Annotated in this window: 22 protein-coding genes; 16 read left to right on the forward strand and 6 right to left on the reverse strand. The window is 42.8% G+C overall.

Translation table 11 applies throughout. The features are described from left to right. Positions 1 to 48 precede the first annotated feature (48 nt). From fabD to I1A42_RS03420, 12 genes are all read left to right on the forward strand, one after another. Positions 49 to 972: an ACP S-malonyltransferase gene (gene fabD / locus I1A42_RS03365; RefSeq protein ID WP_196122642.1), complete on the forward strand. Its 924-nt coding sequence runs from the start codon at positions 49 to 51 to the stop codon at positions 970 to 972. Between the two features lie 28 nt (positions 973 to 1,000). Next, entirely contained in the window at positions 1,001 to 1,735 is a 735-nt protein-coding gene (gene fabG, locus I1A42_RS03370; protein ID WP_161153531.1) for a 3-oxoacyl-ACP reductase FabG, read from the forward strand. 232 nt (positions 1,736 to 1,967) lie between these two features. Beyond that, a complete protein-coding gene (acpP, locus tag I1A42_RS03375) occupies positions 1,968 to 2,201 on the forward strand; it encodes an acyl carrier protein (RefSeq protein ID WP_014204679.1) in 234 nt (77 codons plus the stop codon). A 91-nt stretch (positions 2,202 to 2,292) separates the two neighbouring features. Next, positions 2,293 to 3,540 (forward strand): beta-ketoacyl-ACP synthase II, encoded by a 1,248-nt coding sequence (gene fabF, locus I1A42_RS03380; RefSeq protein WP_161153483.1) that lies wholly within the window; start codon positions 2,293 to 2,295, stop codon positions 3,538 to 3,540. Positions 3,541 to 3,753: 213 nt separating this feature from the next. After that, entirely contained in the window at positions 3,754 to 4,560 is an 807-nt protein-coding gene (gene pabC / locus I1A42_RS03385) for an aminodeoxychorismate lyase (RefSeq protein WP_196122643.1), read from the forward strand. After that, positions 4,554 to 5,570 (forward strand): endolytic transglycosylase MltG, encoded by a 1,017-nt coding sequence (gene mltG / locus I1A42_RS03390; RefSeq protein WP_196122644.1) that lies wholly within the window; start codon positions 4,554 to 4,556, stop codon positions 5,568 to 5,570. Before pabC ends, mltG begins: the two co-directional genes overlap by 7 nt. Continuing rightward, positions 5,567 to 6,193, forward strand: coding sequence for a dTMP kinase (tmk, locus tag I1A42_RS03395; protein ID WP_196122645.1), 627 nt, complete (start codon positions 5,567 to 5,569; stop codon positions 6,191 to 6,193). Before mltG ends, tmk begins: the two co-directional genes overlap by 4 nt. Before the next feature lie 10 nt (positions 6,194 to 6,203). Further along, complete coding sequence (locus I1A42_RS03400) at positions 6,204 to 7,169, forward strand: DNA polymerase III subunit delta' (RefSeq protein WP_196122646.1); 966 nt, start codon at positions 6,204 to 6,206, stop codon at positions 7,167 to 7,169. Continuing rightward, positions 7,160 to 8,032 (forward strand): TatD family hydrolase, encoded by an 873-nt coding sequence (locus I1A42_RS03405; RefSeq protein ID WP_196122647.1) that lies wholly within the window; start codon positions 7,160 to 7,162, stop codon positions 8,030 to 8,032. Before I1A42_RS03400 ends, I1A42_RS03405 begins: the two co-directional genes overlap by 10 nt. A gap of 339 nt (positions 8,033 to 8,371) precedes the next feature. Continuing rightward, positions 8,372 to 9,997, forward strand: coding sequence for a PTS transporter subunit EIIC (locus tag I1A42_RS03410; RefSeq protein ID WP_161153489.1), 1,626 nt, complete (start codon positions 8,372 to 8,374; stop codon positions 9,995 to 9,997). Further along, the gene (locus I1A42_RS03415) at positions 9,997 to 10,476 is read left to right on the forward strand and encodes an RDD family protein (RefSeq protein WP_161153490.1); all 480 of its coding nucleotides are present in this window, start codon (positions 9,997 to 9,999) and stop codon (positions 10,474 to 10,476) included. Before I1A42_RS03410 ends, I1A42_RS03415 begins: the two co-directional genes overlap by 1 nt. A gap of 214 nt (positions 10,477 to 10,690) precedes the next feature. Continuing rightward, on the forward strand, positions 10,691 to 11,107 hold the full coding sequence (locus tag I1A42_RS03420) for a hypothetical protein (RefSeq protein ID WP_196122648.1): 417 nt from the start codon (positions 10,691 to 10,693) through the stop codon (positions 11,105 to 11,107). A 70-nt stretch (positions 11,108 to 11,177) separates the two neighbouring features. Here the strand turns inward: I1A42_RS03420 and I1A42_RS03425 are convergent, their stop codons facing one another. Continuing rightward, entirely contained in the window at positions 11,178 to 11,267 is a 90-nt protein-coding gene (locus I1A42_RS03425) for a MetS family NSS transporter small subunit (protein WP_161153492.1), read from the reverse strand. Further along, entirely contained in the window at positions 11,264 to 12,730 is a 1,467-nt protein-coding gene (locus I1A42_RS03430; RefSeq protein WP_196122649.1) for a sodium-dependent transporter, read from the reverse strand. The genes I1A42_RS03425 and I1A42_RS03430 overlap by 4 nt, the downstream gene beginning before the upstream one ends. 704 nt (positions 12,731 to 13,434) lie before the next feature. Between I1A42_RS03430 and cydH the strand changes: the two genes are divergently transcribed. Beyond that, positions 13,435 to 13,524, forward strand: a complete 90-nt coding sequence (gene cydH, locus I1A42_RS25265) for a cytochrome bd-I oxidase subunit CydH (protein ID WP_161153532.1) — start codon at positions 13,435 to 13,437, stop codon at positions 13,522 to 13,524. A gap of 18 nt (positions 13,525 to 13,542) precedes the next feature. Beyond that, a complete protein-coding gene (locus tag I1A42_RS03440) occupies positions 13,543 to 14,742 on the forward strand; it encodes a patatin-like phospholipase family protein (protein ID WP_196122651.1) in 1,200 nt (399 codons plus the stop codon). Positions 14,743 to 14,804: 62 nt separating this feature from the next. On the opposite strand, the gene pyk is transcribed toward I1A42_RS03440, so the two are convergent. Next, positions 14,805 to 16,250, reverse strand: coding sequence for a pyruvate kinase (gene pyk, locus I1A42_RS03445; RefSeq protein ID WP_196122652.1), 1,446 nt, complete (start codon positions 16,248 to 16,250; stop codon positions 14,805 to 14,807). A 279-nt stretch (positions 16,251 to 16,529) separates the two neighbouring features. On the opposite strand from pyk, the gene mlc reads away from it, so the two are divergent. Together mlc and I1A42_RS03455 are read left to right on the forward strand one after the other, a co-directional pair. Next, entirely contained in the window at positions 16,530 to 17,747 is a 1,218-nt protein-coding gene (mlc, locus tag I1A42_RS03450) for a sugar metabolism global transcriptional regulator Mlc (protein ID WP_196122653.1), read from the forward strand. 97 nt (positions 17,748 to 17,844) lie between these two features. Further along, on the forward strand, positions 17,845 to 18,786 hold the full coding sequence (locus tag I1A42_RS03455) for a chemotaxis protein CheV (RefSeq protein ID WP_161153497.1): 942 nt from the start codon (positions 17,845 to 17,847) through the stop codon (positions 18,784 to 18,786). 64 nt (positions 18,787 to 18,850) lie between these two features. On the opposite strand, the gene I1A42_RS03460 is transcribed toward I1A42_RS03455, so the two are convergent. The 3 genes from I1A42_RS03460 to imuA are packed head-to-tail and all read right to left on the reverse strand — an operon-like array spanning position 18,851 to position 24,009. Beyond that, the gene (locus I1A42_RS03460; protein WP_196122654.1) at positions 18,851 to 21,922 is read right to left on the reverse strand and encodes an error-prone DNA polymerase; all 3,072 of its coding nucleotides are present in this window, start codon (positions 21,920 to 21,922) and stop codon (positions 18,851 to 18,853) included. Positions 21,923 to 21,933: 11 nt separating this feature from the next. Then, complete coding sequence (locus tag I1A42_RS03465; protein ID WP_196122655.1) at positions 21,934 to 23,331, reverse strand: Y-family DNA polymerase; 1,398 nt, start codon at positions 23,329 to 23,331, stop codon at positions 21,934 to 21,936. Between the two features lie 3 nt (positions 23,332 to 23,334). Further along, positions 23,335 to 24,009, reverse strand: coding sequence for a translesion DNA synthesis-associated protein ImuA (imuA, locus tag I1A42_RS03470; protein WP_196122656.1), 675 nt, complete (start codon positions 24,007 to 24,009; stop codon positions 23,335 to 23,337). Between the last annotated feature and the right edge of the window lie 590 nt (positions 24,010 to 24,599).

Below are 24,599 nucleotides of genomic sequence, written 5' to 3' on the forward strand. Positions count from 1 at the left end.
GGCCAATTTGTGCTTCTTATAGTCATTCTTATTGAAAGGAAAAAAACAATGAGCAAGTTTGCTATCGTCTTTCCAGGTCAAGGTTCTCAAGCGGTTGGAATGCTATCTGATCTTGGTGAACAGTATGATGTCGTAAAACAAACATTTGCTGAAGCATCTGAAGCGCTAGGCTACGATCTATGGGCTTTAGTGCAAGATGGCCCTGCTGAAGATCTAAACCAAACTTTCCGCACACAGCCTGCATTATTAGCATCATCAGTGGCTATTTGGCGTGTATGGCAAGAACAAGGTTTAGAACAGCCTGAAGTTTTTGCAGGTCACAGCCTAGGTGAATATTCTGCGCTTGTTTGTGCTGGAGTTATCGACTTTAAAGAAGCGATTAAGTTAGTTGCTCTACGTGGTGAACTAATGCAAGCTGCGGTTCCTGCAGGAACTGGCGCAATGTACGCTATCATCGGTCTAGGTGATGACGAAATCGCGAAAGCATGTGAAGAAGCTGCACAAGGTGAAGTGGTTTCTCCAGTTAACTTTAATTCTCCTGGTCAAGTCGTTATCGCTGGTCAAAAAGCAGCAGTAGAACGTGCAGGTGCTTTGTGTAAAGAAGCGGGCGCTAAACGTGCTCTTCCTCTTCCTGTTTCAGTACCTTCGCACTGTGCTCTAATGAAACCAGCAGCGGATAAACTTGCTGAAGCATTAAAAGAGATTGAATTTAACGCACCGCAAATCCCTGTTATTAACAATGTGGATGTAGCGGCTGAAACTGCACCAGAAAAAATTAAAGATGCGCTTGTTCGTCAACTTTACAGCCCAGTTCGTTGGACTGAAGGCGTACAAAAAATGCATGAGCAAGGCGTTGAAAAATTATTCGAAGTTGGTCCAGGTAAAGTTCTTACTGGTCTAACGAAACGTATTGTTAAAGCCCTTGACGCAGCCGCCGTGAATACTGTGGCTTCACTTGAAGCGGTTAAGTAAAGAGTAGGATATAAACATGAGTAATTTCATGAGCCTTGAAGGTAAAGTTGCCCTAGTTACTGGCGCTAGCCGTGGTATCGGTCGTGCGATCGCTGAGCATCTTGTTGCTCGCGGTGCGACCGTTGTTGGTACTGCAACTAGTGACAATGGTGCTGAAGCAATCAGTGCTTATCTAGGCGACAATGGTAAAGGTCTGGCACTTAACGTAACAGACGTTGCTTCTATCGAAGCTGTATTAAAAAGCATTAACGATGAGTTCGGTGCGGTCGACATTCTTGTCAATAACGCGGGTATTACTCGTGATAACCTATTGATGCGAATGAAAGATGATGAGTGGACAGACATTCTAGACACTAACCTAACATCGATCTTCCGTCTATCTAAAGCAGTGCTACGTGGCATGATGAAAAAACGCCACGGTCGTATTATCAACATCGGTTCGGTTGTTGGTACTATGGGCAACGCGGGTCAAACTAACTACGCTGCAGCAAAAGCTGGCGTGATTGGTTTCACTAAGTCAATGGCACGCGAAGTTGCATCTCGTGGCGTAACAGTGAATACTGTGGCTCCTGGTTTTATCGAAACAGATATGACTAAAGCGCTAAACGATGAACAACGTGCTGCTACACTTGCACAAGTTCCTGCGGGTCGTCTGGGCGATCCTAGTGAAATTGCTTCAGCGGTTGCTTTTTTAGCATCTAACGAAGCGGGGTACATTACTGGCGAAACATTGCACGTTAACGGCGGAATGTACATGGTTTGATACCATTTCTTACTGAGTCGGATATAAACTTGTGTTAGAATTCCGTCTCTTTAAGAAGATTGAAAGTTATTTGGACATAATCTGTGCATGATAACTCTCAATATTGGTATGAATTTCGGTTAAAATCGTCAAAATTGTGGTTTGACCAGCAAGGTCCCCCTTGCAACTTTCCCTAGTTCTAATAAACTACGGAATCATCGCATTAGGCGAAATCTGTAAAGGAAAAGAAAAAATGAGCAACATCGAAGAACGCGTAAAGAAAATCATTGTTGAACAGCTAGGTGTAGACGAAGCAGAAGTTAAAAACGAAGCTTCTTTCGTTGAAGATCTAGGTGCTGATTCTCTAGACACTGTAGAGCTAGTTATGGCTCTAGAAGAGGAATTCGACACTGAGATTCCTGATGAAGAAGCAGAGAAAATCACTACTGTTCAAGCTGCGATCGACTACGTTAACAGCGCTCAGTAATATCTCTCCCCAGGCGGCCCTCTGGCCGCCTGAGTTTTTTATAACTCATCTATACCTCTCATAGAATTTTTCAATTCCGGAGAATATGATCGTGTCCAAGCGTCGTGTCGTTGTCACTGGCATGGGTATGTTGTCACCGGTAGGCAACACAGTAGAATCTTCTTGGAAAGCCCTGCTAGCTGGTCAAAGTGGTATCGAAAATATCGAACACTTTGATACTACTAATTTTTCAACTCGTTTCGCAGGTTTAGTTAATGATTTTAACTGCGAAGAGTACATGTCTAAAAAAGATGCTCGTAAAATGGATTTATTTATCCAATACGGTATCGCTGCGGGTATTCAAGCTTTAGACGATTCTGGTCTAGAAATCACCCCAGAATTTGCGCCACGTATCGGTGTGGCAATTGGTTCTGGTATTGGTGGTTTGGATCTTATCGAGAAAGGCCATACCGCTTTAGTGGAAAAAGGCCCACGTAAAGTAAGCCCATTCTTTGTTCCTTCAACTATTGTCAATATGGTTGCGGGTAACCTTTCTATTATGCGTGGTCTGCGCGGTCCAAATATCGCGATTTCTACTGCATGTACAACTGGCCTACATAACATCGGCCATGCTGCACGTATGATTGCTTACGGTGATGCAGAAGCGATGGTGGCAGGTGGTGCTGAAAAAGCATCTACACCTCTAGGTATGGCTGGCTTTGGTGCTGCAAAAGCGCTTTCTACTCGTAACGATGAGCCACAAAAAGCTTCTCGTCCATGGGATAAAGACCGTGATGGTTTTGTTCTGGGCGACGGCGCTGGCATTATGGTTCTAGAAGAGTATGAACATGCAAAAGCTCGTGGTGCGAAGATTTACGCTGAACTTGTTGGCTTCGGTATGTCTGGTGATGCTTATCATATGACTTCACCTAGTGCTGATGGGTCTGGCGGCGCGCTAGCGATGTCTGCGGCTATCCGTGATGCAGGTTTAGACGGTGCTCAAATCGGTTACGTGAATGCTCACGGTACATCAACTCCAGCGGGTGATGTGGCTGAAGTGAAAGGTATTAAATTGGCATTAGGTGAAGAAGGGTCGAAAAGCGTTCTTGTTTCTTCAACTAAGTCTATGACTGGTCACTTATTGGGTGCTGCAGGCTCTGTAGAGTCAATCATCACTATTATGTCGCTTGTTGATCAAATCGTTCCACCAACCATTAACCTGGACAACCCAGAAGAAGGTTTGGATATTGATTTGGTTCCTAACACTGCACGTAAAGTGGAAGGCATGGAGTACGCAATGTGTAACTCATTTGGTTTCGGTGGTACTAACGGTTCACTGATTTTCAAACGCGTACAATAAACCAATAGTATTAATTGGTTTAAGTCTACCTTATCTATATGATGAATTGAGACTTGAGTTAGAACGGCTTGATGCATAGCATTAAGCCGTTCGTTTTTCTGGTCTATAACATTTTAACCCGCATCAAGTTATAAGATGGTAGGCTTTTCATTCTACTTATAATGATTAGATAATTAATAGATTGGGTATAACGACTGTAAGCAAGGATGAGTCATGGTTTGGGTAAATGGCAAAGTGAGCGAACATGTCGCCGTAGGTGACCGCTCTTTCCAATATGGTGATGGATGTTTCACTACTATCCTGACTTGTCATGGTCAGATCCAGCGTTGGGAATTGCATTTAGAGCGGATGCGCTCATGCATCGATGCGTTGGGAATGACTCAACCTGATTGGACTCTCATCGAGCAATGGTTAGCAATGGCCATTTTACCAGATGCTAAAGCCGGCCTAAAATTGCACGTTAGCCGCGGTAGCGGTGGGCGTGGCTACAGTCCTGCTCAAGTTAGCCATCCCAATGTTACTATTAGCAACTTTGCATTTCCTGAGCACTACATTCAATGGCAACAGTCAGGGATAACGCTTGGGATCTGCCAAAAAAAAATGGGGTTAAATCCTTTACTCGCAGGTCATAAACACAACAATAGGCTCGAGCAAGTATTGCTGAAAGCTGAGATGGAACAGCACGGCTTTAGCGATGGGATCTGTGTTGATCTTCGCGACTATATTGTTGAAACAACAATGGCAAACGTATTTTGGTTCAGTAATAGGCAGTTATTTACTCCTGATTTGACGATGGCAGGAGTAGCCGGTACGGCACGAAAAACTGTGTTAGAACTTTGTTCGAAACTAGAAGTTGATGTTCATATTGGGCATTATACTCTGCAAGATATAAAACACGCTGAAGAGGTGTTTGTGTCGAATGCGATTATGGGAATTGTTCCAGTTTGCCAGATTGGTGAACAAGAGTATTCAATAGGAAATCAAACACGACGTCTTCAGGAGAATTTTCATTCGTGCTAAAGAAACTCGCCATTATTGCTATCGCTCTCATTATTGTTATGACGGGTGGTTATCTCTTTATCAATTCAAAAGTGACGCAGTATCTGCAACAACCTCTGGTGATTCAAGATGCTAAGGTCATTACTATTCCTTCTGGCGCGAATATTAATCGTGCGCTCTCCATTTTGCAGAAGCATCAGTGGATTCACACCAGCTTTTCTGAACGTTTTGTGCGAAGGGTTAGGCCCGATCTGGTCAATATCAAAGCTGGCACTTATCAGCTCACGCCGAAGATGTCTCTGACTGATGCTTTACAGGTATTTAACTCTGGTAAAGAGCACCAATTTGCGATTACTTTCGTCGAAGGAAGTCGTTTTTCGGAGTGGCGACAAATACTAGACAATACCCCATATCTCAAACATACGATTAAAGATGAGAGCGAAGCCGATATCGCTAAGTCTTTAAATATCGAGCACGATAAGCTCGAAGGTTTATTTCTCGCCGAAACATATCACTTTACCGCAGGTGAAAGCGACTTAGATATTTTACGTCGTGCGCATAAAAAGCTTATGGCCTACTTAGATAGCGAATGGCAGAAAAAAAATAAAGATTTACCGCTTAAGTCACCTTACGAAGCATTAATTCTCGCCTCGATCATCGAAAAAGAGACCGCTATTGAGAGTGAACGTGAGAGGATCGCTTCGGTATTTGTCAATCGCCTGAATAAACACATGCGCTTACAAACGGACCCAACTGTCATTTATGGCATGGGAGATCATTACCAAGGTAATATACGTCGCCAGGATTTACGCCATAAAACACCATACAATACGTACGTTATTTATGGGCTGCCACCAACGCCAATCGCCATGGTGGGTAAAAATGCAGTGAATGCCGCTTTGCATCCAGAAGATTCAGATTATCTCTATTTTGTCGCTAGTGGTAATGGCGGACATGTTTTCTCGAAAACTTTAAACGAACACAATCGCGCAGTACGCGCTTACTTAAGATATCTTAGAAGTCACAAATGAACGGTAAATTTATAGTCATTGAAGGTCTTGAAGGGGCCGGTAAAAGCACGGCAATCGAGGCAGTCCTTGCGACCTTAACAGCGCATAATATTGATAATTTGGTTCGTACTCGTGAGCCTGGTGGTACGGTATTGGCCGAAAAAATGCGTGCTTTAGTAAAAGAAGAGCATGAAGGTGAAACGCTTCAAGATATGACGGAGCTATTGCTCATGTACGCTGCGCGCGTGCAATTGGTTGAAAACGTGATTAAGCCAGCTTTAGCGCAAGGGGCGTGGGTAGTCGGCGATCGTCATGATCTTTCATCACAAGCTTATCAAGGTGGTGGTCGTCAGATCAGTACCGAGACGATGGACAGTTTAAAGCGTACGACTTTAGGTGACTTTAAGCCTGATTTTACGTTGTACCTTGATATTGATCCTCGAGTCGGATTAGAGCGTGCCCGTGGGCGTGGTGAGTTAGATAGAATTGAAAAAATGGACATCAGTTTCTTTGAACGTACTCGAGCACGCTACCAAGTATTAGCCGCTCAAGACGATTCTATTGTTACGATCAACGCTGAACAATCGATTGAACAGGTCGCAGCTGATATTCGTAGAGCACTAGAAAACTGGTTAAAGGAATAAGGTTAGGCGTATGTCTTCGTTATACCCTTGGTTAGCTGAACCTTGGCAACAGTGGCAGCAGAGGTTAGACGACGGTACTTTTGCTCATGCGACATTAATACTAAGTCAGCAGGGGATGGGGGCCTTTCAGTTAGCGGAGCAGTTTGCGCGCGCTCTGATGTGCACGACCTATACCAGCGAGCCATGTGGATTTTGCCATGGATGTGGGCTGATGAATTCAGGCAGCCATCCTGACTACCACGTGGTTCGCCCTGAAAAAGAAGGGAAGGCGATTACTGTTGATCAGATAAGACAGTGTAACCGGTGGGCGCAGGAGTCTTCGCAGCTTTCTGGCTATCGCATTATTGTGATTGAGCCTGCTGAGGCTATGAATGAGTCGGCAGCAAATGCCTTGCTTAAAACTTTGGAAGAGCCTCCTGAAAAGTGCGTGTTTGTTTTATTGACTCACCAAGCTAATCATTTGTTGCCAACAATAGTCAGCCGTTGTCAAAAATTAATTATCCAGACACCAGCTGCGCAGAATGTGAGTGATTGGGTCGGCACGACACTTAACCAAGCCATTCCACCATTTGCGGCACATTTACATGATAACTCCCCATTGCTTACCAAAGCATTTATAGAAGAGGGAGGAGTCAAGCAATATAACGCAGTAGAGCAAAGTTTTATCAGTTCTCTTGCTGGTGATATGAGTGCCGCTTTAGAATGTGCAAAATTGATCGCTCAATCACCCACCAGACATTTAAGCTGGTTATGGTATTTACTCAGTGACGCACAGAAGGTTCAGTTTGCTGTCAGCCAACCTGCGCAATTGCCGGGGGCTCAAGCTGTCTCTGAACTCCTGAGCTACAATGTGTTGTACCAACAAAGCCATAAGCTACTTGAAATGATGGAGCAATTGCGAGTCTTTAGTGGTTTAAATGCAGAACTTCTTATTACTAACTGGCTATTTAATATTAACGAGGAAACATGTTTGTAGATTCTCACTGTCATCTCGACAAGCTCGATTACGACGAGTTACATACTGGTATTGACGATGTCTTAAATAAAGCGGCAGAAGTGAACGTTAATGAGTTTCTATCAGTCAACTGTACGTTAGATAGCTTCTCTGAAATGTTGGAATTGATTGAGCCACATAAAAATGTACACGCGTCATGTGGAGTGCATCCTCTCGATGTTGAAAGCGAATTTTCGCTCGATATTTTTCGTCGTTATGCTCAGCATCCGCGAGTTGTGGCGATTGGTGAAACAGGATTAGATTACCATTACAAACCTGAAACAGCCGATTTGCAGAAATTGCGCTTTAAGCAGCAAGTTGAATTGGCCGTGGAGCTTAATAAGCCACTAATTATTCATACCCGTAATGCCCGACAAGATACATTGGACATTTTACGCGCAGGTGGGGCAGAGCGCTGTGGTGGTGTTATTCACTGTTTTACCGAAGATTTGGCATTTGCTGAAGCGGCGATGGAACTTGGGTTTTACATTTCAATTTCTGGTATTGTGACATTTCGCCAAGCTGATGAATTAAAAGAAGTGGTTAAACAGTTGCCACTTGAGCGTTTGCTTATTGAAACAGATTCTCCTTATCTTGCGCCCGTACCGCATCGTGGTAAACAAAATCAACCGGCTTATGTCGTTGAGGTTGCGGCTTATATTGCGCAATTGAAAGGAATTTCTGTTGCGCAAGTGGCTGAAACTACAACGAAAAACTTCAAAACGCTTTTTTTTGCGTTAGAAAATTATGTTGCGTTAAAAGGGAGCCGTCGCTCCCTTTTTTGCTATAAAACTGGTTTTATAGTGTGGTGTATGTGTTTATTCAACAAACTGTTCAATGCGTAAGCAATTAAACTCCATGGATAAATTTGCTGGACGAAAAAGCTTGTCTACGTCATTTCTTTGTATCGCGAAATTATTACTTTTAAGTAAAAAATAACAGAAAAACAAATGGTTAGATTTACATTTGATTGATTGTTAGCCGTTGCTTATTGTGATCTGTTTATTACTTTGCAACTAAATTTCGTTACTCGCTGGAAAGTTTGAGGCTCATCAAGATATATTTAGAGCCGGAAAATATAATGCATCATGCAGTTACATTTCCTTGGGGACTAACACTATGGCTACGGGGGTGTGCCGTTAGAACCCAAACTATTCTAATAACTCAATCAGGAGCATAAATCTATGAAAGGTTTCTTTAGTAAACTTTCTCAAGCAATCATGCTACCGATAGCTTTGCTTCCAGCTGCCGGTATTATGTTGGGAATCGGTGGTAGTTTCACCAACCCAACCATGGTTGAAGCTTACCAAATCTCAATTTTGCAAGACGGCACTGCGCTAAACAGTTTCTTACAAGTTATGACAGCCGCAGGTAACATCGTTTTTGCTAACTTGCCTGTAATGTTCGCACTGGCTATCGCGATTGGTTTCGCGCGCGCAGAAAAAGGTGCAGCAGCATTGGCAGCATTGATTTCATACCTAGTAATGAACGTTGCTATCGCGAAAACATTGGTTGTTGGTGGGATGATCGACTCAGCATCAAACACTGTTATTCTGATGGGCAGCAATTATTCGGGTATCCTTGCTGATGTTCTAGGCATTCACAACACACTAAGTATGGGTGTGTTTGGTGGTTTGATTGCCGGTGCTGTTACTGTTGTTCTACACAACCGTTACCACGATGCAAAACTACCTGATTACCTAGGTTTCTTCGGCGGCGCACGTTACGTTCCAATCATCAGTGCATTTGCTGCATTGTTCTACGGTATCGTTTTAACCTTTATCTGGCCATTCTTCGGTGCTGCATTTGGTGCTATCGGTGTTGCTCTAGGTGATCTTCGTGCTTCTGGTCTTGGTTACATTGCATCTTTCATCTTCGGTATCATTGAACGTTCATTGATCCCTGTTGGTCTTCACCACGTATTCTACTTGCCACTATGGCAAACAGAAATCGGCGGTACTGCTCATATTGCTGGTGAAGTTGTAAAAGGTACTCAAAACATCTTCTTCGCTTCTCTAGCGTCTGGCGATTTCTCACAATTCTCTTCTACTAACTTCATGACTGGTAAATTCCCATTCATGATGTTTGGTCTTCCAGCAGCTGCTTACGCAATGTACACACTTGTTGACCCAGAAAACCGCAAAGCAGCGGGTGGTCTATTGTTCTCTGTTGCGTTAACTGCATTCTTGACTGGTATTACAGAGCCAATTGAATTTACATTCTTGTTCTTGTCACCAGCTCTATACTACTTCTTACACGTGCCATTGGCAGGTATTTCATTCCTATTAATGGACCTTCTAGGTGTTAAAGTAGGTATGACATTCTCTGGCGGTTTTATCGATTTCTCCCTATTCGGTATTCTTCCAGGTGTAACTGGTGTTAATAACCACTGGTACTACATTATTGCCGTGGGTATTGTTTACGCGTTCGTTTACTTCTTCTTGTTCCGTTGGTACATCGTTAAATTCGATGTTAAAACTCCAGGTCGTAAAGGTAGTGCAGTAGCGGTGGTATCTAAACAAGATTACCGTGATGCAAAAGCCGGTGGTTCTGCTGGCGGCGATGACGGTAAAGCTGAAGCAATGATCGATGCTCTAGGTGGCAAAGATAACATTGTTGACGTTGATGCTTGTATCACTCGTCTACGTATTACAGTTAAAGACGCAGGTCTAGTAAAAGAAAATGATTACTGGACAACTCAGCTAGGTGCTCGTGGTTTGGTTAAAGTGGGTGAAACTGGTATCCAAGCTATTTACGGTGCACAAGCAGCAACTTACAAAGCACAGATTAACTCTAAACTTGGTAAGTAATGAGCGTTAAAGAGAAATTTAAACGCACAGGGGCATTCGTTATTGATTTTTCAATCGTCAAAATGTTTGCCCAAGTTCTCATCGGTGGCGTGTATTACGCCATCATGGGCGTTAGCTTAAGGCATCCACAGGCGTCAGGGTTACTGTCGTCTTATGGAGAAGCCGCTTTACCAATTTTGCTTGCTATCTGTGTGTTTATTCTCATTATTTTTATTGGTATGTATTTGGGGTATCACTGGGTGTGTTACCGTTATTTAGGTAACTCCCTAGCGCGCTTTTTTATGAGAGTGAATGTGGTATCCAGAGCGGATGGCAAACCTGTCGATAAAAAGACGTATTTTGAACGTGAGTTTTATAAGATTGCACTGTGTGTTTGTACTATTGGTATTTATGCCTTGTATAGTGCAGCTCAACTCTATGCTTTTGAACGTTCGCCTTATCATGATAATCGTTACTCAACACGCGTTGATGTAGATTAACCAAATACCATAGTGATACTAAAGCCAGCACCGAGTGCTGGCTTTTTCTTTTTTATCTATGTGCAATGTCATTCGCTTTAACTTGTCTGTCCTTATAAATACGTTTGGGTATAAATACGAGGACAGGTTTTTGGATTCCCATTACTTATTACTGACAAAATAATCATTGATGAAAGTTAGAGTTCTCCTAGGTTTTAATCCGTTGGAAATAAGAATGAAAAAACTAGCCATTTTATCGTTAAGCCTATTAGGTGCCTCTATGTCGACTTATGCAGCGCAAGAGTCTGGACCTAAACTAGCAGTGGGTATGGCGATTGACCAACAGCTTAGTGCAGTCCTTTCTATTGAAGATACTTACCGTTTTACATTAGGGAATAGGGGAGCGGCGGCTGACTATCTATTTAAGCGTGGCCGCTTTGATGACCCACAAATTCCTGTTACTTGGTATGTAGGCGCTGGTGGCTGGACACATTGGGATCATGATGATTATGGTGTTCGCGCTCCGATTGGTTTGAACTGGGCGGCAAACAAGCATATTGATGTGTATGGTGAAGTGCAGCCTGAAGTCGATTTACACTCAGGTCCAGATTTGCAGTTGGGTGCGGCCGTGGGTGTTACTTACCGTTTCTAATCCATGATCGATGGATATAAAAAAACCGATACGACATCGTATCGGTTTTTCTGTACAAGAAATTTGTAATTTATTTCATCGCTTTGCGAATACAGATGGCGGCACCGCCCCAAGTAATTCCCAACCCGATAACTAACATTATGATTGCGCCTGTGGTCATGCTTGAACTCCTTTATCTTTACTCGATACGTTGATAGCCACGCCGATTACAAATAGTACGGCGATCATTACCCAGCCTAGAGTTAGGTCGTAGCCGCCGTAACCAACAGTAAGTAATGTGTTTAGCTTAGTCACGATAATCACGGCAAGGATCGCTGGTGAAATGAAGCGTAGGCAGACATCAAACCAGAAGCCAATGTGGAAATCTGAATGTTGGTTTGTGTATTCACGTGATTCAGCAATACTCATCATCCAAGTCATTAGAATCAATTCAACTAGACAACTTGCGATAATACCAATGTTATTTGCGAAGTGATCGACAAGGTCAAGTAGTAGTAGGCCACCATTAGTTGCAAATGCCATTGATAGGACAAAACCGACACCAACCACAACGTTTGCTGCTTTTCGACGACTCCAATGCAGCTTATCGATGATTGCTGATGTTACTGCTTCAAGTAGAGAAATGTGGGAGCTTAGACCCGCGACAACTAAAGCAAAGAAGAACAGCGGACCAAGGATGTAAGGCATTGGTAGTAAGTTGATTGCTTCAGGTACCGTGACAAATGCCAGACCTACGCCTGCAGATACCACATCGGTAATGGGTTTACCTTGTGAAGTCGCCATATAACCTAAAACTGAGAAGATCATTATGCCAGATACGATTGAGAAACCACAGTTAAGTAGCACTGTCATGAACGCATTATTACTAATATCTGATTTTTCAGGTAGGTAGCTTGAGTAAGCTAACATGATTGAGAATCCGATACTTAGAGTAAAGAAGATTTGACCATAGGCTGCTGCCCATACTTTAACGTCCCAGATTTTGCTGAAATCTGGTTGGAACATATAGTTCACACCTTCTAATGCGCCAGGAAGCGTAATCATACGAGCGATGAGCGCAAGAACCATGATAAATAGAACTGGCATCATGATTTTTGATGCACGTTCAATCCCCGCTTTTACACCGCCAGCAATAGCGGAATAAGTGATCGCCCATGCAATCAACATCGCAGCCGCAATCCCCCATTGAATACTACCTAAATTGGTCGGAGAATTATCTCCTAGGTGTAGATAGCTCTTAAAGAAATATGCGTTTGTATCTGCGCCCCAACTTTGAGTGAACGACATCCCAAAGTACGAAATTGCCCAGCCGATAACCGCTACGTAGTAAATTGCGATAACAGCAGCCACACCTACTTGGAACCAGCCTAACCATTCGAATTTAGAACTGATTGCTTTAAGTGTTTTTGGGGCGCTACCACGGTGTCTTTGACCCATACTAAATTCAAGGATCATGAAAGGAATACCCGCGGTGATCATCGCGAATAGATAAGGGATAAAGAATGCCCCACCGCCATTTTCATAGGCCATATATGGAAAACGCCAAATGTTGCCTAGTCCGACTGCGGACCCAACCGCGGCCATAATAAATCCAACACGGGATCCCCATTGTTCGCGCTTCATTGTTGACTCCTTACAACTCTGAGTTATGAAGCATCTCTTGTGACTAGTTCTGCTTAAATATTGAAATTAAGAGTTTTAGTTCCAATCTTAGCAAAAAGTTGGTTATAAATTTTGTTAACCAGTCGAGAGCTTAGAATATTATGCTAAAAATTATGATGTGTGTTTGCGAATTCTGAAATATTCAGCTGCGCATTAGCTTCGAGACTACAATTTAATCCTAACTAAGGCAATAGAATATAAGTGAAAGGAAATGTGCCTTAATTGGTATTTAATGCGATATTTACAGTTGTTATTTGGTGTTAAATACCAAATGTAATCCATATATATAGTTGTAAGTTCTGTAAAATGTTTAATTGATAATGAATTAACCTTTAATTTTATTTGGTGCTAATGACTGATTTTTACTCAAAATACAGAGCTTATGACCTAAATCAAAAACTTGTTTTGTAAATACCAATACTGTTTTCCTGCTTGGAGCAAATACGTTGTGATTTTAGTCGCTTTGCCGAATAACAAGACACTACATTAACGCTATCTATTGCTATGCTATTAATGTAGTGGTTGTGATGGTCATCGATACCAATAGTGTGATCGGATGATGATGTCAAAGGTGAAGAGATTGTTTAAAATTACGGCACAGGGTAACAACAGAATATAAATTCTGTCCGTCTATTTGCTTTCTACTTAACTATTTGGAGAATATGATGAACTACGACCTTAAGTTTTCTTTGATTGTTACTTTGATTGCATTTGTCGTTTTTATCGGCAGCGGGTTGATTGCAATCGCACACTAGCCTGAAGGAGTTCTGCTGATGGGACGTAATAGTGGAACGGTTTCTGATACAACGGTAAATATTGATGAACAACGTTTATCTAAATTTATCGGCGGTAAAAGCGCTTTAGTCGCACAGGGGGGAGGTCAACGTGGAATTTTCACTGCGGGAGTCTTTGATGCGTTTCTCCTCTCTAATTTTGATCCTTACAATGAATATTTTGGTACCTCAGCAGGTGCATTAAACCTGTGTCCTTTCCTTTGTCGTCAACACGGCTTAAGTAAATCTTTTATTTGTGAATTAACGACAGATCCTTCTTTTTTCCATTTTTTTAGTTATATCAGGCGTAAACAATACCTTAATTTGGATTGGGCGCTGGATCAGATATTGGATTATCCATATAAGTTAGACGTCGATATGGGGCGTCAAGTTCTTGGTAATCAACGTAAAGCTTTTGCTGCTGTTACATCAACAACGAGCCTTAATGATCATTACTTCCCCATGTTACACGACAATTGGCGTGAGGTTCTGACTGCAACTTGCGCTATTCCGGGTTTGTATCCTGGTTTTGCATCGGTTGGGGGGGAGTTATACATGGATGGTGGGGTTTCTGCCGCCATCCCTGTTCAGGAGGCGTGGCGTCGAAGCTCTCGCTTTATTACGGTGGTTCGAACTGAATGTGTGAATGACAGTTTAGAGCAGCAATTGAAGCGTGATGTTCATCATCAAGAAGTGACTTGGTTTAAAGACTCTCTTAACAATATTCAATTACAGTGGCAAAACAAACTGCAGAGTTGGAAAAACGATTGGGGGTCATTTCTTCAAGAGAAGCAGACCAGAGCACAGCAAGCGAATGCGTTGGATATTATGAACGGCGGACGCTGGTTTTTTGGTGCTGGTGATATCTATCGTATGGGACATTTGCTTGGTCAGAAATTTGATTCTGGTTTTGCTGATATGTTGATGGTTCACTATCAGACGTATTCACTAACGCGCGAGTTTTTACAATCTCCCCCTGATGATGTCTTTATTGTACAAATTGCCCCTCAAGAGCCACTGAAATCGGGATCATTAATGAGTAAAAAAGAGGACTTACTCCATGATTACCGTTTAGGGTTGCAGGCAGGATTTCGTTTCATTGAATCTTATCAGCGTGCTGTACATATTTGGTCAACTCGGACTATCTATGAACAGCTTGGCATTGATGAAGAACCAGCCCCTGATACCGATTCTGCCTAAAGTCTGTTGGAATCGTTAAACAGCGAGACGTTAGTCGTCTCGCTGTTGTGAAGCATTGCTCGTTATAGAACAGGTAAAATACGCATGGTGTTAGTGGATCCTTCAACATCCATAATGTCACCTTGAGTAATAATCACTAAATCACCAAATTCTAGTAGCTTATGCTCTTTAAGTGATTCTAACGCCGCCTGGGCTACCTCATGGCCTTCTCGACCTTTACTATCAAAGTAGAGTGGAGTCACTCCGCGATAAAGGGCGCAGCGATTAAGGGCGATATCATTTTTCGATAAAGCAAATATTGGAAAATGCGTATTTAAGCGCGATGTCATCAGAGCCGTTCTGCCTGATTCTGTAAAAATGACCATGGCTTGCACCCCTTCAAGGTGGTTAGCCGCATAGATTGTCGACATGGCAATGGCTTCTTCTTCTGTCGCAAAAACCCCTGAAATCCGATAGTTCTGTTTATCTGATTCAATCATCTTCTCGGCGCCAACGCATACCGCTGCCATGGCCTGAACGGTTTCTAATGGGTATTTACCTGCTGCTGTTTCACCGGAGAGCATCACCGCATCAGTCCCATCAAGAACGGCGTTTGCGACATCCATTACTTCAGCTCGGGTTGGCATTGGGTTCGCAATCATTGATTCCATCATTTGTGTTGCCGTGATAACGACACGATTAAGGGCTTGGGCTCGATTGATGAGCTTTTTCTGAACCGCAATAAGTTCAGGATCGCCGATTTCGACACCCAGATCGCCACGTGCGACCATAATGACATCGGAGGCGCGAATAATATCGTCAATATTGTCGTCGGTAGCCACCGTTTCTGCCCGTTCGACTTTTGCGACCATACGCGTAATTAGCCCAGCATCTCTCGCTAGACGGCGGGCATACTTCATATCTTCGCCGTTACGCGGAAATGACACAGCAAGGTAATCTACTTTGATTTCTGCTGCTAGTAAGATGTCGCGCTTATCTTTTTCTGTAAGCGCATCGGCGGATAGCCCACCGCCTTTTTTATTAATGCCTTTGTTATTGGAAAGAGGGCCGCCGACGGTGACTTGAGTAAAGACTTTGCTCTCCTCAACCGAGATGACTTGCAATTGTACTCGGCCGTCGTCTAACAGCAAAATATCGTCACGGCGTACATCTTGTGGGAGTTTTTTATAATCTATCCCAACGGCTTGTTGATTTCCGGTGCCAGGAAGCATTTCAGCATCTAAAATAAAACGGTCGCCTTCTTGTAGTAGAATACTTCCTTCAGCAAAGGTGGATACGCGAATTTTAGGTCCCTGTAAATCGCCTAGTATGGCAACTGTTCTGCCTAATGATGCGGCGATTTCCCGAACTTTTTGTGCACGTAATTTATGATCGTCAGCACTGCCGTGAGAAAAGTTCATGCGTACGACATTCACTCCCGCGCGAATAATGGATTCCAATACACCGCTCTTATCGGTTGATGGGCCTAGCGTTGTCACTATTTTGGTTCTTCTTTGAATGGATGACATACCGTTTCTCCTGCACTTAACTCAGAGGCATAATATTGATGTAGTCCTTAGCTAAAGTTTGGAAGTGATTGAAAAATTTACCAGTATCAGAGCCAAAATTTATGGCGTAAATTCCCATTTATTTTTGTGTCGGTATACGATTTATTACGCTAACTATTTGACTAAACGCGCAAACTTCTATTTCTATACGTGATGGTTGTCACGTGGAGCTATCAAATCGCTTCACAATTAGTTTGCAAAGTAAAAAAATTAGCGTGTTGTTTTTTTCTGGAGTGTGTCATGTACATGGCCCAACCCGGTCACATTGATCATATTAAGCAGATCAATGCTGGCCGAGTGTATAAACTCATAGACCAAAAGGGTCCTATTTCTCGTATTGATTTATCAAAAACGAGTGAGCTTGCTCCCGCGAGTATTACTAAAATTACTCGCGAGCTTATTGATGCCCATTTAGTGCATGAGACCACTGTTCAAGAAGCGATTTCTCGAGGCCGACCAGCCATTGGTTTGCAAACGAATAACGAGGGATGGCAATTCTTATCTCTGCGTTTAGGCCTTGGTTATTTAGTGTTAGCCCTGCATGAGTTGGGGGGCGAAGTGCTGGTGGATAATAAAATAGATATCCACGAAATTGATCAAGATGATCTTTTAGAACGGCTGCTATTTGAAATCAAAGACTTTTTCCAAACGTATTCGGCCATGGTTGATCGCGTTACCAGCATTGCTATCACTTTGCCCGGGCGAGTTAATTCAGAGCAGGGGATTGTGCTCACAATGCCCCATTATCATGTGAAGAATTTGCCTCTTGGTGAGGAAATCTATCGCGCAACTGGTTTACCTGTTTTTCTAGCGAATGATACTCGTGCGTGGGCGTTGGCTGAAAAGTTATTTGGTCATGCACAAGATGTTGAAAATTCAGTTTTAATTTCTATTAACCATGGAGTCGAAGCTGGGATTATTCTTGATGGTCGGGTGCTACAAGGTCGCCATGGTAATATTGGTGATCTTAGCCATGTACAAACTCAAGCTCATGGTGGTGTGTGTGAATGTGGTAATGTGGGGTGTTTGCAAACGGTCGCCAGTGCAGAGGCTATTTGTGCGGAAGCGTTACGGCGTTTAAATGACGGCGAATCCTCTTCACTTAACCCTAGTCATGCGATGTCGATCGATGCGATCGCATTAGCAGCAGCCGATGGCGATCCGCTATCATGTGAATTGATTGAAAAGCTTGGTCATGATCTTGGTGCTGCGATCTCGATCATTGTTAATTTGTTCAATCCTGAAAAAGTGCTGATTGGTGGTGCAATCAACTTAGCAAAAAACGTCCTTTACCCTGCTATGCAACAATGTATTCGTGAACAGAGCTATCCTGATTATCAACAAGAGCTACACTTGATAGAGTCTCGTTTCTATAAGCAAGCCACTATGCCTGGTGCAGCCCTTATAAAACAAGCACTTTACGACGGATTGTTATTGATGAAAGTTGTTGAAGGGTAAGGTTCCTTTCTATTGATCAATTTATTCTTTAGTGACATTTACAAATTGGTTAACTGACTATAATGTTATGTAAGTCTATTCATTTCTGGGAATCCTTATGTCAGGTGTGTTAAATACCGTTGATGCTCGTACGAACCTTGTGGGCGAGAACCGACTAGAGTTGTTACTCTTTAGTCTTAATAGTTCCCAAGTGTTTGCTATTAACGTGTTTAAAGTTAAAGAAGTCATTCAAGTTCCGGTTCTAACTAAGATGCCTGGTTCTCACTCTCATATTACTGGAGTTGCGTCACTTCGTGGTGAAGCCGTGCCAGTGATTGATTTGCGACAAGCGATTGGATTCCCAGAAAGTCGTCTAGAAAAACCAGAACAGAATTTGATCATCACGGAATATAACCGTTCGGTACAAGGATTCTTAGTTGGGCAAGTGCGTAATATTATTAATACCACTTGGACCGAGATTCAACCGCCGCCAAGAACGTCAGGGCGTTCTAATTATTTGACAGCGATTACGCAAGTTAAAGAGAACGAGAAATCTCATATTGTAGAGATCATTGATGTTGAAAAAGTGTTGGCGGAAATCATTGATTACGATGTATCTATCTCTGAAGAAGTGTTAGATAGAGATTTATTGACCGAAATGGACGGTCGTCGCGTTTTGATTGTGGACGACTCAACTACGGCACGTAATCAGGTGAAAGGAACGTTATCTCAACTTGGTCTTCAAATCATTGAGTGCCGCGATGGTATGGAAGCTCTTAACTTGCTCAAACGTTGGTGTGATGAAGGTAAGAACATCAATGATGAGCTGTTGATGATGATTACTGATGCTGAGATGCCTGAAATGGATGGTTATCGCCTGACTTATGAAGTTCGCCAAGACCCACGTATGAAGGATTTACATATTGCTTTGAATACTTCATTGAGCGGCAGTTTCAATGAAGCCATGGTACAGAAAGTAGGGTGTAACCGCTTTATCTCAAAATTCCAGCCTGACATGTTGGTTGAAATTGCTCAGGAACGGCTGAAAGAGTTGCTGTAACTTTTTATACCGATGTAGTTTTGTAGGAAAGGCGCACAAATTATGTGCGCCTTTTTATTTACTGTCAGTGAAAGTCTCGTGAAGGGGCTTGGAGTGTGTGAAGTTGAGGTGTTAAATCGATTAATCGTCCAGCAATCACATGGCAGACGCTGCCTTGTTTTTCCAAAATACCTTTCACCATGAGAATCTTAGCGTTGAGATAGGCTTCTTTTTGTGCCCGTGCAGTCGCTCCCCAAACCACAACATTGATATTGCCCGTGTCATCTTCCAAAGTAAAAAAAGTCACCCCTCCAGCCGTTCCCGGCGATTGCCTACCAGTGACAACACCTACTACAGTGACTAACGATTGATGCTCTTTATGGATGAGATCTTGCTGACGAACAAAACGTCCAAGTAATCCTGCTTTTTCTAGTAAAGGAATCGGATGGTGCTCTAAAGAAAGTCCTAGCGCGGCATAATCTTCAATTAAGTTGTCACTGTCGCTGGGCGGAGCGGTATAGTTTGGCGCAGGTTCATGTACATCGCGAAACAAGGGGAGGTCACTTAACGTATCCATCATTTCCCAGCGTGTTGCATAGCGGTTGTTCGCCAGACTATGCATGGCATTAGCAGATGCGAGCGCTTCTATGTCTTTGCGGTTCAGCCCTAAAGATTTTATCGTGTTGATATGTTGATATCCTGATTTAGGACGACTGTCGAGCAGTGTGGTCGCGCCTTGAAGGCTTAAACCACGCACTAAACGTAACCCCAGTTGGATTGCCTGTCCTTGTAAATGAGGAACGATGGTGTGATCGTATTGAGAGTGATTAACACAGACGGGCAATATGGTTAATTGGTGGCGCTGAGCATCTTGGATTAACTGTGAAGGGCTATAGAATCCCATTGGCAGGCTATTCAGAAGGGCGGTATAAAATGCTTCTGGGTAGTAGTATTTAAGCCAAGCCGAGCAGTAGGCTAATACTGCAAACGAAGCCGAATGACTTTCGGGGAAGCCATATTCACCAAACCCACAAATCTGGTCATATAAGGTTTGTGCAAACTCATGGCTATAGCCGCGAGACTCCATTCCTTTGATCAGTTTATCCTTAAATTTTGCGAGTTCTCCTGTTTTCTTCCACGACGCCATAGCACGACGTAGTTGGTCTGCTTCGCCACCACTAAATCCCGCCGCCACCATCGCTAACTTAATGACTTGCTCTTGAAATATTGGTACACCCATCGTGCGCTCAAGTACTGAACGTACCTCTTCTGAAGGGTAAGTGATCGCTTCTAAACCATCACGTCGTTTTAGATATGGGTGAACCATATCACCTTGAATTGGACCTGGACGGACAATTGCGATCTGTACAACGAGATCGTAATAGCAGGCTGGCTTGAGGCGTGGCAGCATACTCATCTGAGCGCGTGATTCAATCTGAAAAACACCCACGGTATCCGCTTGTTGAATCATGTGATAGACATTCATGTCATCTTGCAGGCATGTAATATCAGCAATGCTAAGGTGCCTGTTATAGTGATGAGCGACTAAATCGAAACATTTGCGAATTGCAGTGAGCATGCCTAGTGCTAACACATCGACTTTCAGCAACCCTAAACTTTCAATATCATCTTTATCCCATTGAATAATGGTGCGGTTTTCCATGGCTGCATTTTCAATTGCCACCATTTCATAAAGGGGACCTGCAGAGATGACAAATCCGCCCACATGTTGCGAAAGATGGCGAGGAAATCCTAAGATCTCATTGACCAAAGAGATAAATTGTTCACCTTGCAAAGAATCTGGTTGTAGGCCTAATTCAACAATCTGTGCTTGCCACCCTTTTGCACGGTCACGACGATTGATTTTTTTTATAAAAAACTCTAATTGAGACTCTTCAATACCTAACGCTTTTCCTACATCGCGCACCGCACTTTTAAAACGATAAGAAATAACAGTCGCAGCAATGGCGGCTCTTTCTCGGCCATATTTGTTATACAAATATTGAATTACTTCCTCGCGACGTTCATGTTCAAAATCAACATCAATATCGGGCGGTTCGTTGCGTTCTTTACTAATGAAACGTTCAAAGAGTACCGATATCTGTCTTGGGTCAACGGATGTGATGTCTAAACAGTAACAAACGACGGAGTTAGCTGCGGAGCCTCGTCCTTGATAAAGAATCTTTTGCTGCTTGGCGAAGCTCACCATATCGTGAATGGTAAGAAAGTAATAGGGGTAGTTGAGCTCTTCAATGAGTGAGAGCTCCTTATCAATAGTGGCCTGAATATCATTAGGGACAGCATTAGGAAAACGGCGAGCTTTTCCTTTGCTGACTAGATGACGGAGATAGTTCATTGCCGTATAGCCATCAGGTACGAGTTCACTAGGGTATTCGTAGCGTAAGCTATCGAGCTGAAATTGGCAGCGCTCGGCAATCGCAATACTTTCTTGTCGCCATGCTTGAGGAAATAGCTTCGCTAATTTATTTTCACTGCGTAATGCTCGTTCTGTATTGGTCAACAGGCTGCCCTGAATATTTCGCAGTGCTTGATTTTTTTTGATGGCTGTTAAGACATGTTGTAACGGCAAGCGTGTCGCATTATGCATAAGAACACCACCACAGGCGGTGATGGGAAGAAGCAGTTGCTGTGCAAGTTGCTGACAATACTCGATATATTGATGTTCATTTTCTTCAAGATGGCGCTGTACACCAATCCATAAGCGGTCTTGATGATGCTTTTTGAGCCAAACTCCCCAATGTTGATCTCTCTTTTGCTGTTGTGGGATCCATAAAAAGAGACAGTGCTGAGCGGACATCAAATCCCATTCTGAAAGTTGATAATGACCTTTTTCACTGCGGCGGCGAGCGTTAGTGATAATGCGGCATAATTCTGCATAAGCAGGTCGAGTTGGACAAAGTAAGACAACTTGGCACTCATCATTAAGCCAAAATAGGCTACCAATAATCAGTTTAATGGTGAGCTGATGTTCTTTAATGGCAGTATAAGCACGAACGACGCCAGCCACAGAACACTCATCAGTGATTGCCAGCGAATGGTAGTGGAGAAAATCTGCCTGAATCACCAGTTCTTCCACGTGGGAGGCACCGGTGAGAAATGAGAAGTTACTCTGACAAAAGAGTTCAGCATAAGCCATAAGTCATTATCCTAGCTAAATATACCGTGAACGAACCAATGTTGCTCTGGGGTACGAAATACCCATAACCAGCGACCATCCGCTGATTGAGCAATAAAATAGTCGCGAGTGATCGCTTCTCCATCCCACCATCCTGTTGCGATGCGTTCAGGACCATGGATAAGTGTTATTTTGTCATTGAGAGGTTGTGGAACAGGGTAAAGCAAGCTCGGTCTGAGCCGGTTAGCCTGAATGGTATGTGAAATAGGTTGAGTTGGGTCGAGATATTCCGTTGTCTTCTCTGGTCTCGGATCTTGGCTTATGTAAGGAGCCACTACATGCTGTTTACCTAACTTAGCTTGTAGGGTACCAATCAAATCCAACGCACTTTGTTGCCCCTGTATTCCACGAAAAAGATCATGGCTGTCTTGAGCCTGAGAACCTGACCGCTTGACCTTTAATGTTAACGCTAAGACAGGATGATTCAGATTAAGCGATTCTAATGTTAATCGACACAGCTGCATCCAGCGTATTGCTTGATCATCGCCTCGTGCTGATGAGAAAACGATGGTTTCTTGCTGTTGGTCACGTTGGGTCAGAGTAAGCTCTAGCTCATAGGCCACTTGATTACGTAAGCGTAGATATGGCTCCAACTGGTTTAACAAACGCTGTAAGGGTTTTTCTAACCATGAGATGCGTTCGATTTCGTAAAGTAAATCAATATGTGCTTGAAACTGAACTTGTGGATGATAAAAGCACAATGGATGGTGAAATTGTCCAAGAAGGCGTCCCACATAGTTCACTAAGTCAATATTAAATCGCCGTGCAATGTCTTGCATCGGTAAGACAAGTAAAGCACCAAGGGTCTTAATTCCGACTCGATGTAATTTTTCAATATCTTGAGTCGCCAATTCAGTTGCAGTAAGCGGGTAGGTTTTTATTTGTTTCAGTAATTGTGCTTTGTCGCAGGTTAATTGGTTTGCACCTGATTTGGCTAATAACATCGCACTAAGTGGTGAAAATCCCACAGCATAATGATAGCGAACATCAAACTGGTTCAAATGTGAAGAAATCGCCTGCCAGTAATGATCAAAGCCTGCATATAGACTCAGCATATTGGAGACTTTAAGCAGTAAACCTTGTGGGGGAAATAGTACGATGTCAGATGTCACCAAATAAAGCCACTGAGCTAAGCTTTCTAAAGTGTGAGTTTCGCCTTGATGGTCGTAATTGACCACCTGCAAATCACGGCACAAGGTCGCAGCACCAGCTAATCCCATTCCTAGCTTAATTCCATGGTTTAGAGCGACGGTGTTTGCTTGTACAACATGGTGATCTTGACCTGTAACCAAGATAATAGGCTGCTTTTCGTGAGTGAATAACGTATCCAACTGTAAATGCGAAAAATGCAGATAAAGCCATATTTGCATTGTTCACCCCTGTTTGCGGATTGGAAAAGGCACCACGACAGATGTGCTTTTTGGTACCGTTAAATTCTGCCAGTAATGATCAAAGCTGACTAAAAAGGGTTCGGCAGGCCAGCCACCTTTGCGTTTAGTAATTGAAATGGTGATGCCTTCATCATTCGCTTTAAGCCGCATACTCAAGGTGACGGGTAACGAAAATAGAGGTTTCGTAACTGAGCGAAATAAAAATTGTAGGCATTGGCCTGTTTCACTCGCGACTTGTAATCTGCGAGCTTGATGTACCTCTATCTCATCCTGCCATAATAATACGTGTGCACAGGCGCCGCTTTTTAGACATTGCTCGGCAGCCCATAGCGCTTCTTTGCTGCTGGTTGGAGTTAAGATCAAGATCTTATCAATAGGCATTCCTGCATGGTGGAATGCTTCTGCAGATACGTTTCCTGGTGGATTAATGAGCACTGTTAAACGTTCACTATCCTGACTTAAATAAGGCAGCAATAAACGTATTTCACCAATACCAACTGGAGTTTTGAGTTCCACGACACCTTGAGTTGGAAATCCTCCGCCCAACTGCTGATCGAGTTCCGGATAGCCGGAAGTTTGGCATTCACATTCGAGACTTGTCTCGCTGCCCCGCCAAAGCCAGTGTTTATTTTTTAGATGTTCAATAAGTTCATACATAATGCGATACCTGTATATATGTACAGTATATTTCGCATGGGAAAACATTCAAGAAAAATTTAAGGCGCTACCGGTAATCATCCTTACTTATCTTGTCTGTCCTAATAAAATCACATGAGCCTTAATATGTCGGTCCAATAATCGTCATGTGTCTGTCCTGTTAATAATGACAATAACTATGTGTGAAAAATGAACAGAACACTGCATTATCAATATGATTTATCAAACCATGAATGAATCATTGATAGCTGAAAGTTTTTATTTACATTTATTTAACCAGAAAGGCATAAATTGAAAGAAAAAAGCAGGTATATCATGTACGTCAGTTGCTGTTTATTTTACCGGTGATAGCTGTATCTTGTTGAAGGTGAAGTAAAAATGACACATGGGTAGGGGAAATGTTTGATAATGTGAGTATTCTTTGTATTATGAACTTAGTTAACTATCAATTTTCTACAAATGTTACGTGCTAGAAACGTGTTGTTGCATAACAGTGAAGTAAAAATACACATTTTGTGATTAAAAGATAAGCTGTTGAAAAAAATCAGTTTGATAATCAAATTATATTGTTGTGCTTATTTTTTAACTGT

Source organism: Vibrio nitrifigilis (assembly GCF_015686695.1).
In the GTDB taxonomy this organism is placed as follows: Bacteria; Pseudomonadota; Gammaproteobacteria; order Enterobacterales; family Vibrionaceae; genus Vibrio; species Vibrio nitrifigilis.

Bases quoted from the DNA above. Each gene is read 5' to 3' on its own strand.
- fabD (WP_196122642.1), top strand. From the start codon at position 49: ATGAGCAAGTTTGCTATCGTCTTTCCAGGTCAAGGTTCTCAAGCGGTT.
- fabG (WP_161153531.1), top strand. From the start codon at position 1,001: ATGAGCCTTGAAGGTAAAGTTGCCCTAGTTACTGGCGCTAGCCGTGGT.
- acpP (WP_014204679.1), top strand. From the start codon at position 1,968: ATGAGCAACATCGAAGAACGCGTAAAGAAAATCATTGTTGAACAGCTA.
- pabC (WP_196122643.1), top strand. From the start codon at position 3,754: ATGGTTTGGGTAAATGGCAAAGTGAGCGAACATGTCGCCGTAGGTGAC.
- tmk (WP_196122645.1), top strand. From the start codon at position 5,567: ATGAACGGTAAATTTATAGTCATTGAAGGTCTTGAAGGGGCCGGTAAA.
- I1A42_RS03400 (WP_196122646.1), top strand. From the start codon at position 6,204: ATGTCTTCGTTATACCCTTGGTTAGCTGAACCTTGGCAACAGTGGCAG.
- I1A42_RS03405 (WP_196122647.1), top strand. From the start codon at position 7,160: ATGTTTGTAGATTCTCACTGTCATCTCGACAAGCTCGATTACGACGAG.
- I1A42_RS03410 (WP_161153489.1), top strand. From the start codon at position 8,372: ATGAAAGGTTTCTTTAGTAAACTTTCTCAAGCAATCATGCTACCGATA.
- I1A42_RS03415 (WP_161153490.1), top strand. From the start codon at position 9,997: ATGAGCGTTAAAGAGAAATTTAAACGCACAGGGGCATTCGTTATTGAT.
- I1A42_RS03420 (WP_196122648.1), top strand. From the start codon at position 10,691: ATGAAAAAACTAGCCATTTTATCGTTAAGCCTATTAGGTGCCTCTATG.
- I1A42_RS03425 (WP_161153492.1), bottom strand. From the start codon at position 11,267: ATGACCACAGGCGCAATCATAATGTTAGTTATCGGGTTGGGAATTACT.
- I1A42_RS03430 (WP_196122649.1), bottom strand. From the start codon at position 12,730: ATGAAGCGCGAACAATGGGGATCCCGTGTTGGATTTATTATGGCCGCG.
- cydH (WP_161153532.1), top strand. From the start codon at position 13,435: ATGAACTACGACCTTAAGTTTTCTTTGATTGTTACTTTGATTGCATTT.
- I1A42_RS03440 (WP_196122651.1), top strand. From the start codon at position 13,543: ATGGGACGTAATAGTGGAACGGTTTCTGATACAACGGTAAATATTGAT.
- pyk (WP_196122652.1), bottom strand. From the start codon at position 16,250: ATGTCATCCATTCAAAGAAGAACCAAAATAGTGACAACGCTAGGCCCA.
- mlc (WP_196122653.1), top strand. From the start codon at position 16,530: ATGTACATGGCCCAACCCGGTCACATTGATCATATTAAGCAGATCAAT.
- I1A42_RS03455 (WP_161153497.1), top strand. From the start codon at position 17,845: ATGTCAGGTGTGTTAAATACCGTTGATGCTCGTACGAACCTTGTGGGC.
- I1A42_RS03460 (WP_196122654.1), bottom strand. From the start codon at position 21,922: ATGGCTTATGCTGAACTCTTTTGTCAGAGTAACTTCTCATTTCTCACC.
- I1A42_RS03465 (WP_196122655.1), bottom strand. From the start codon at position 23,331: ATGCAAATATGGCTTTATCTGCATTTTTCGCATTTACAGTTGGATACG.
- imuA (WP_196122656.1), bottom strand. From the start codon at position 24,009: ATGTATGAACTTATTGAACATCTAAAAAATAAACACTGGCTTTGGCGG.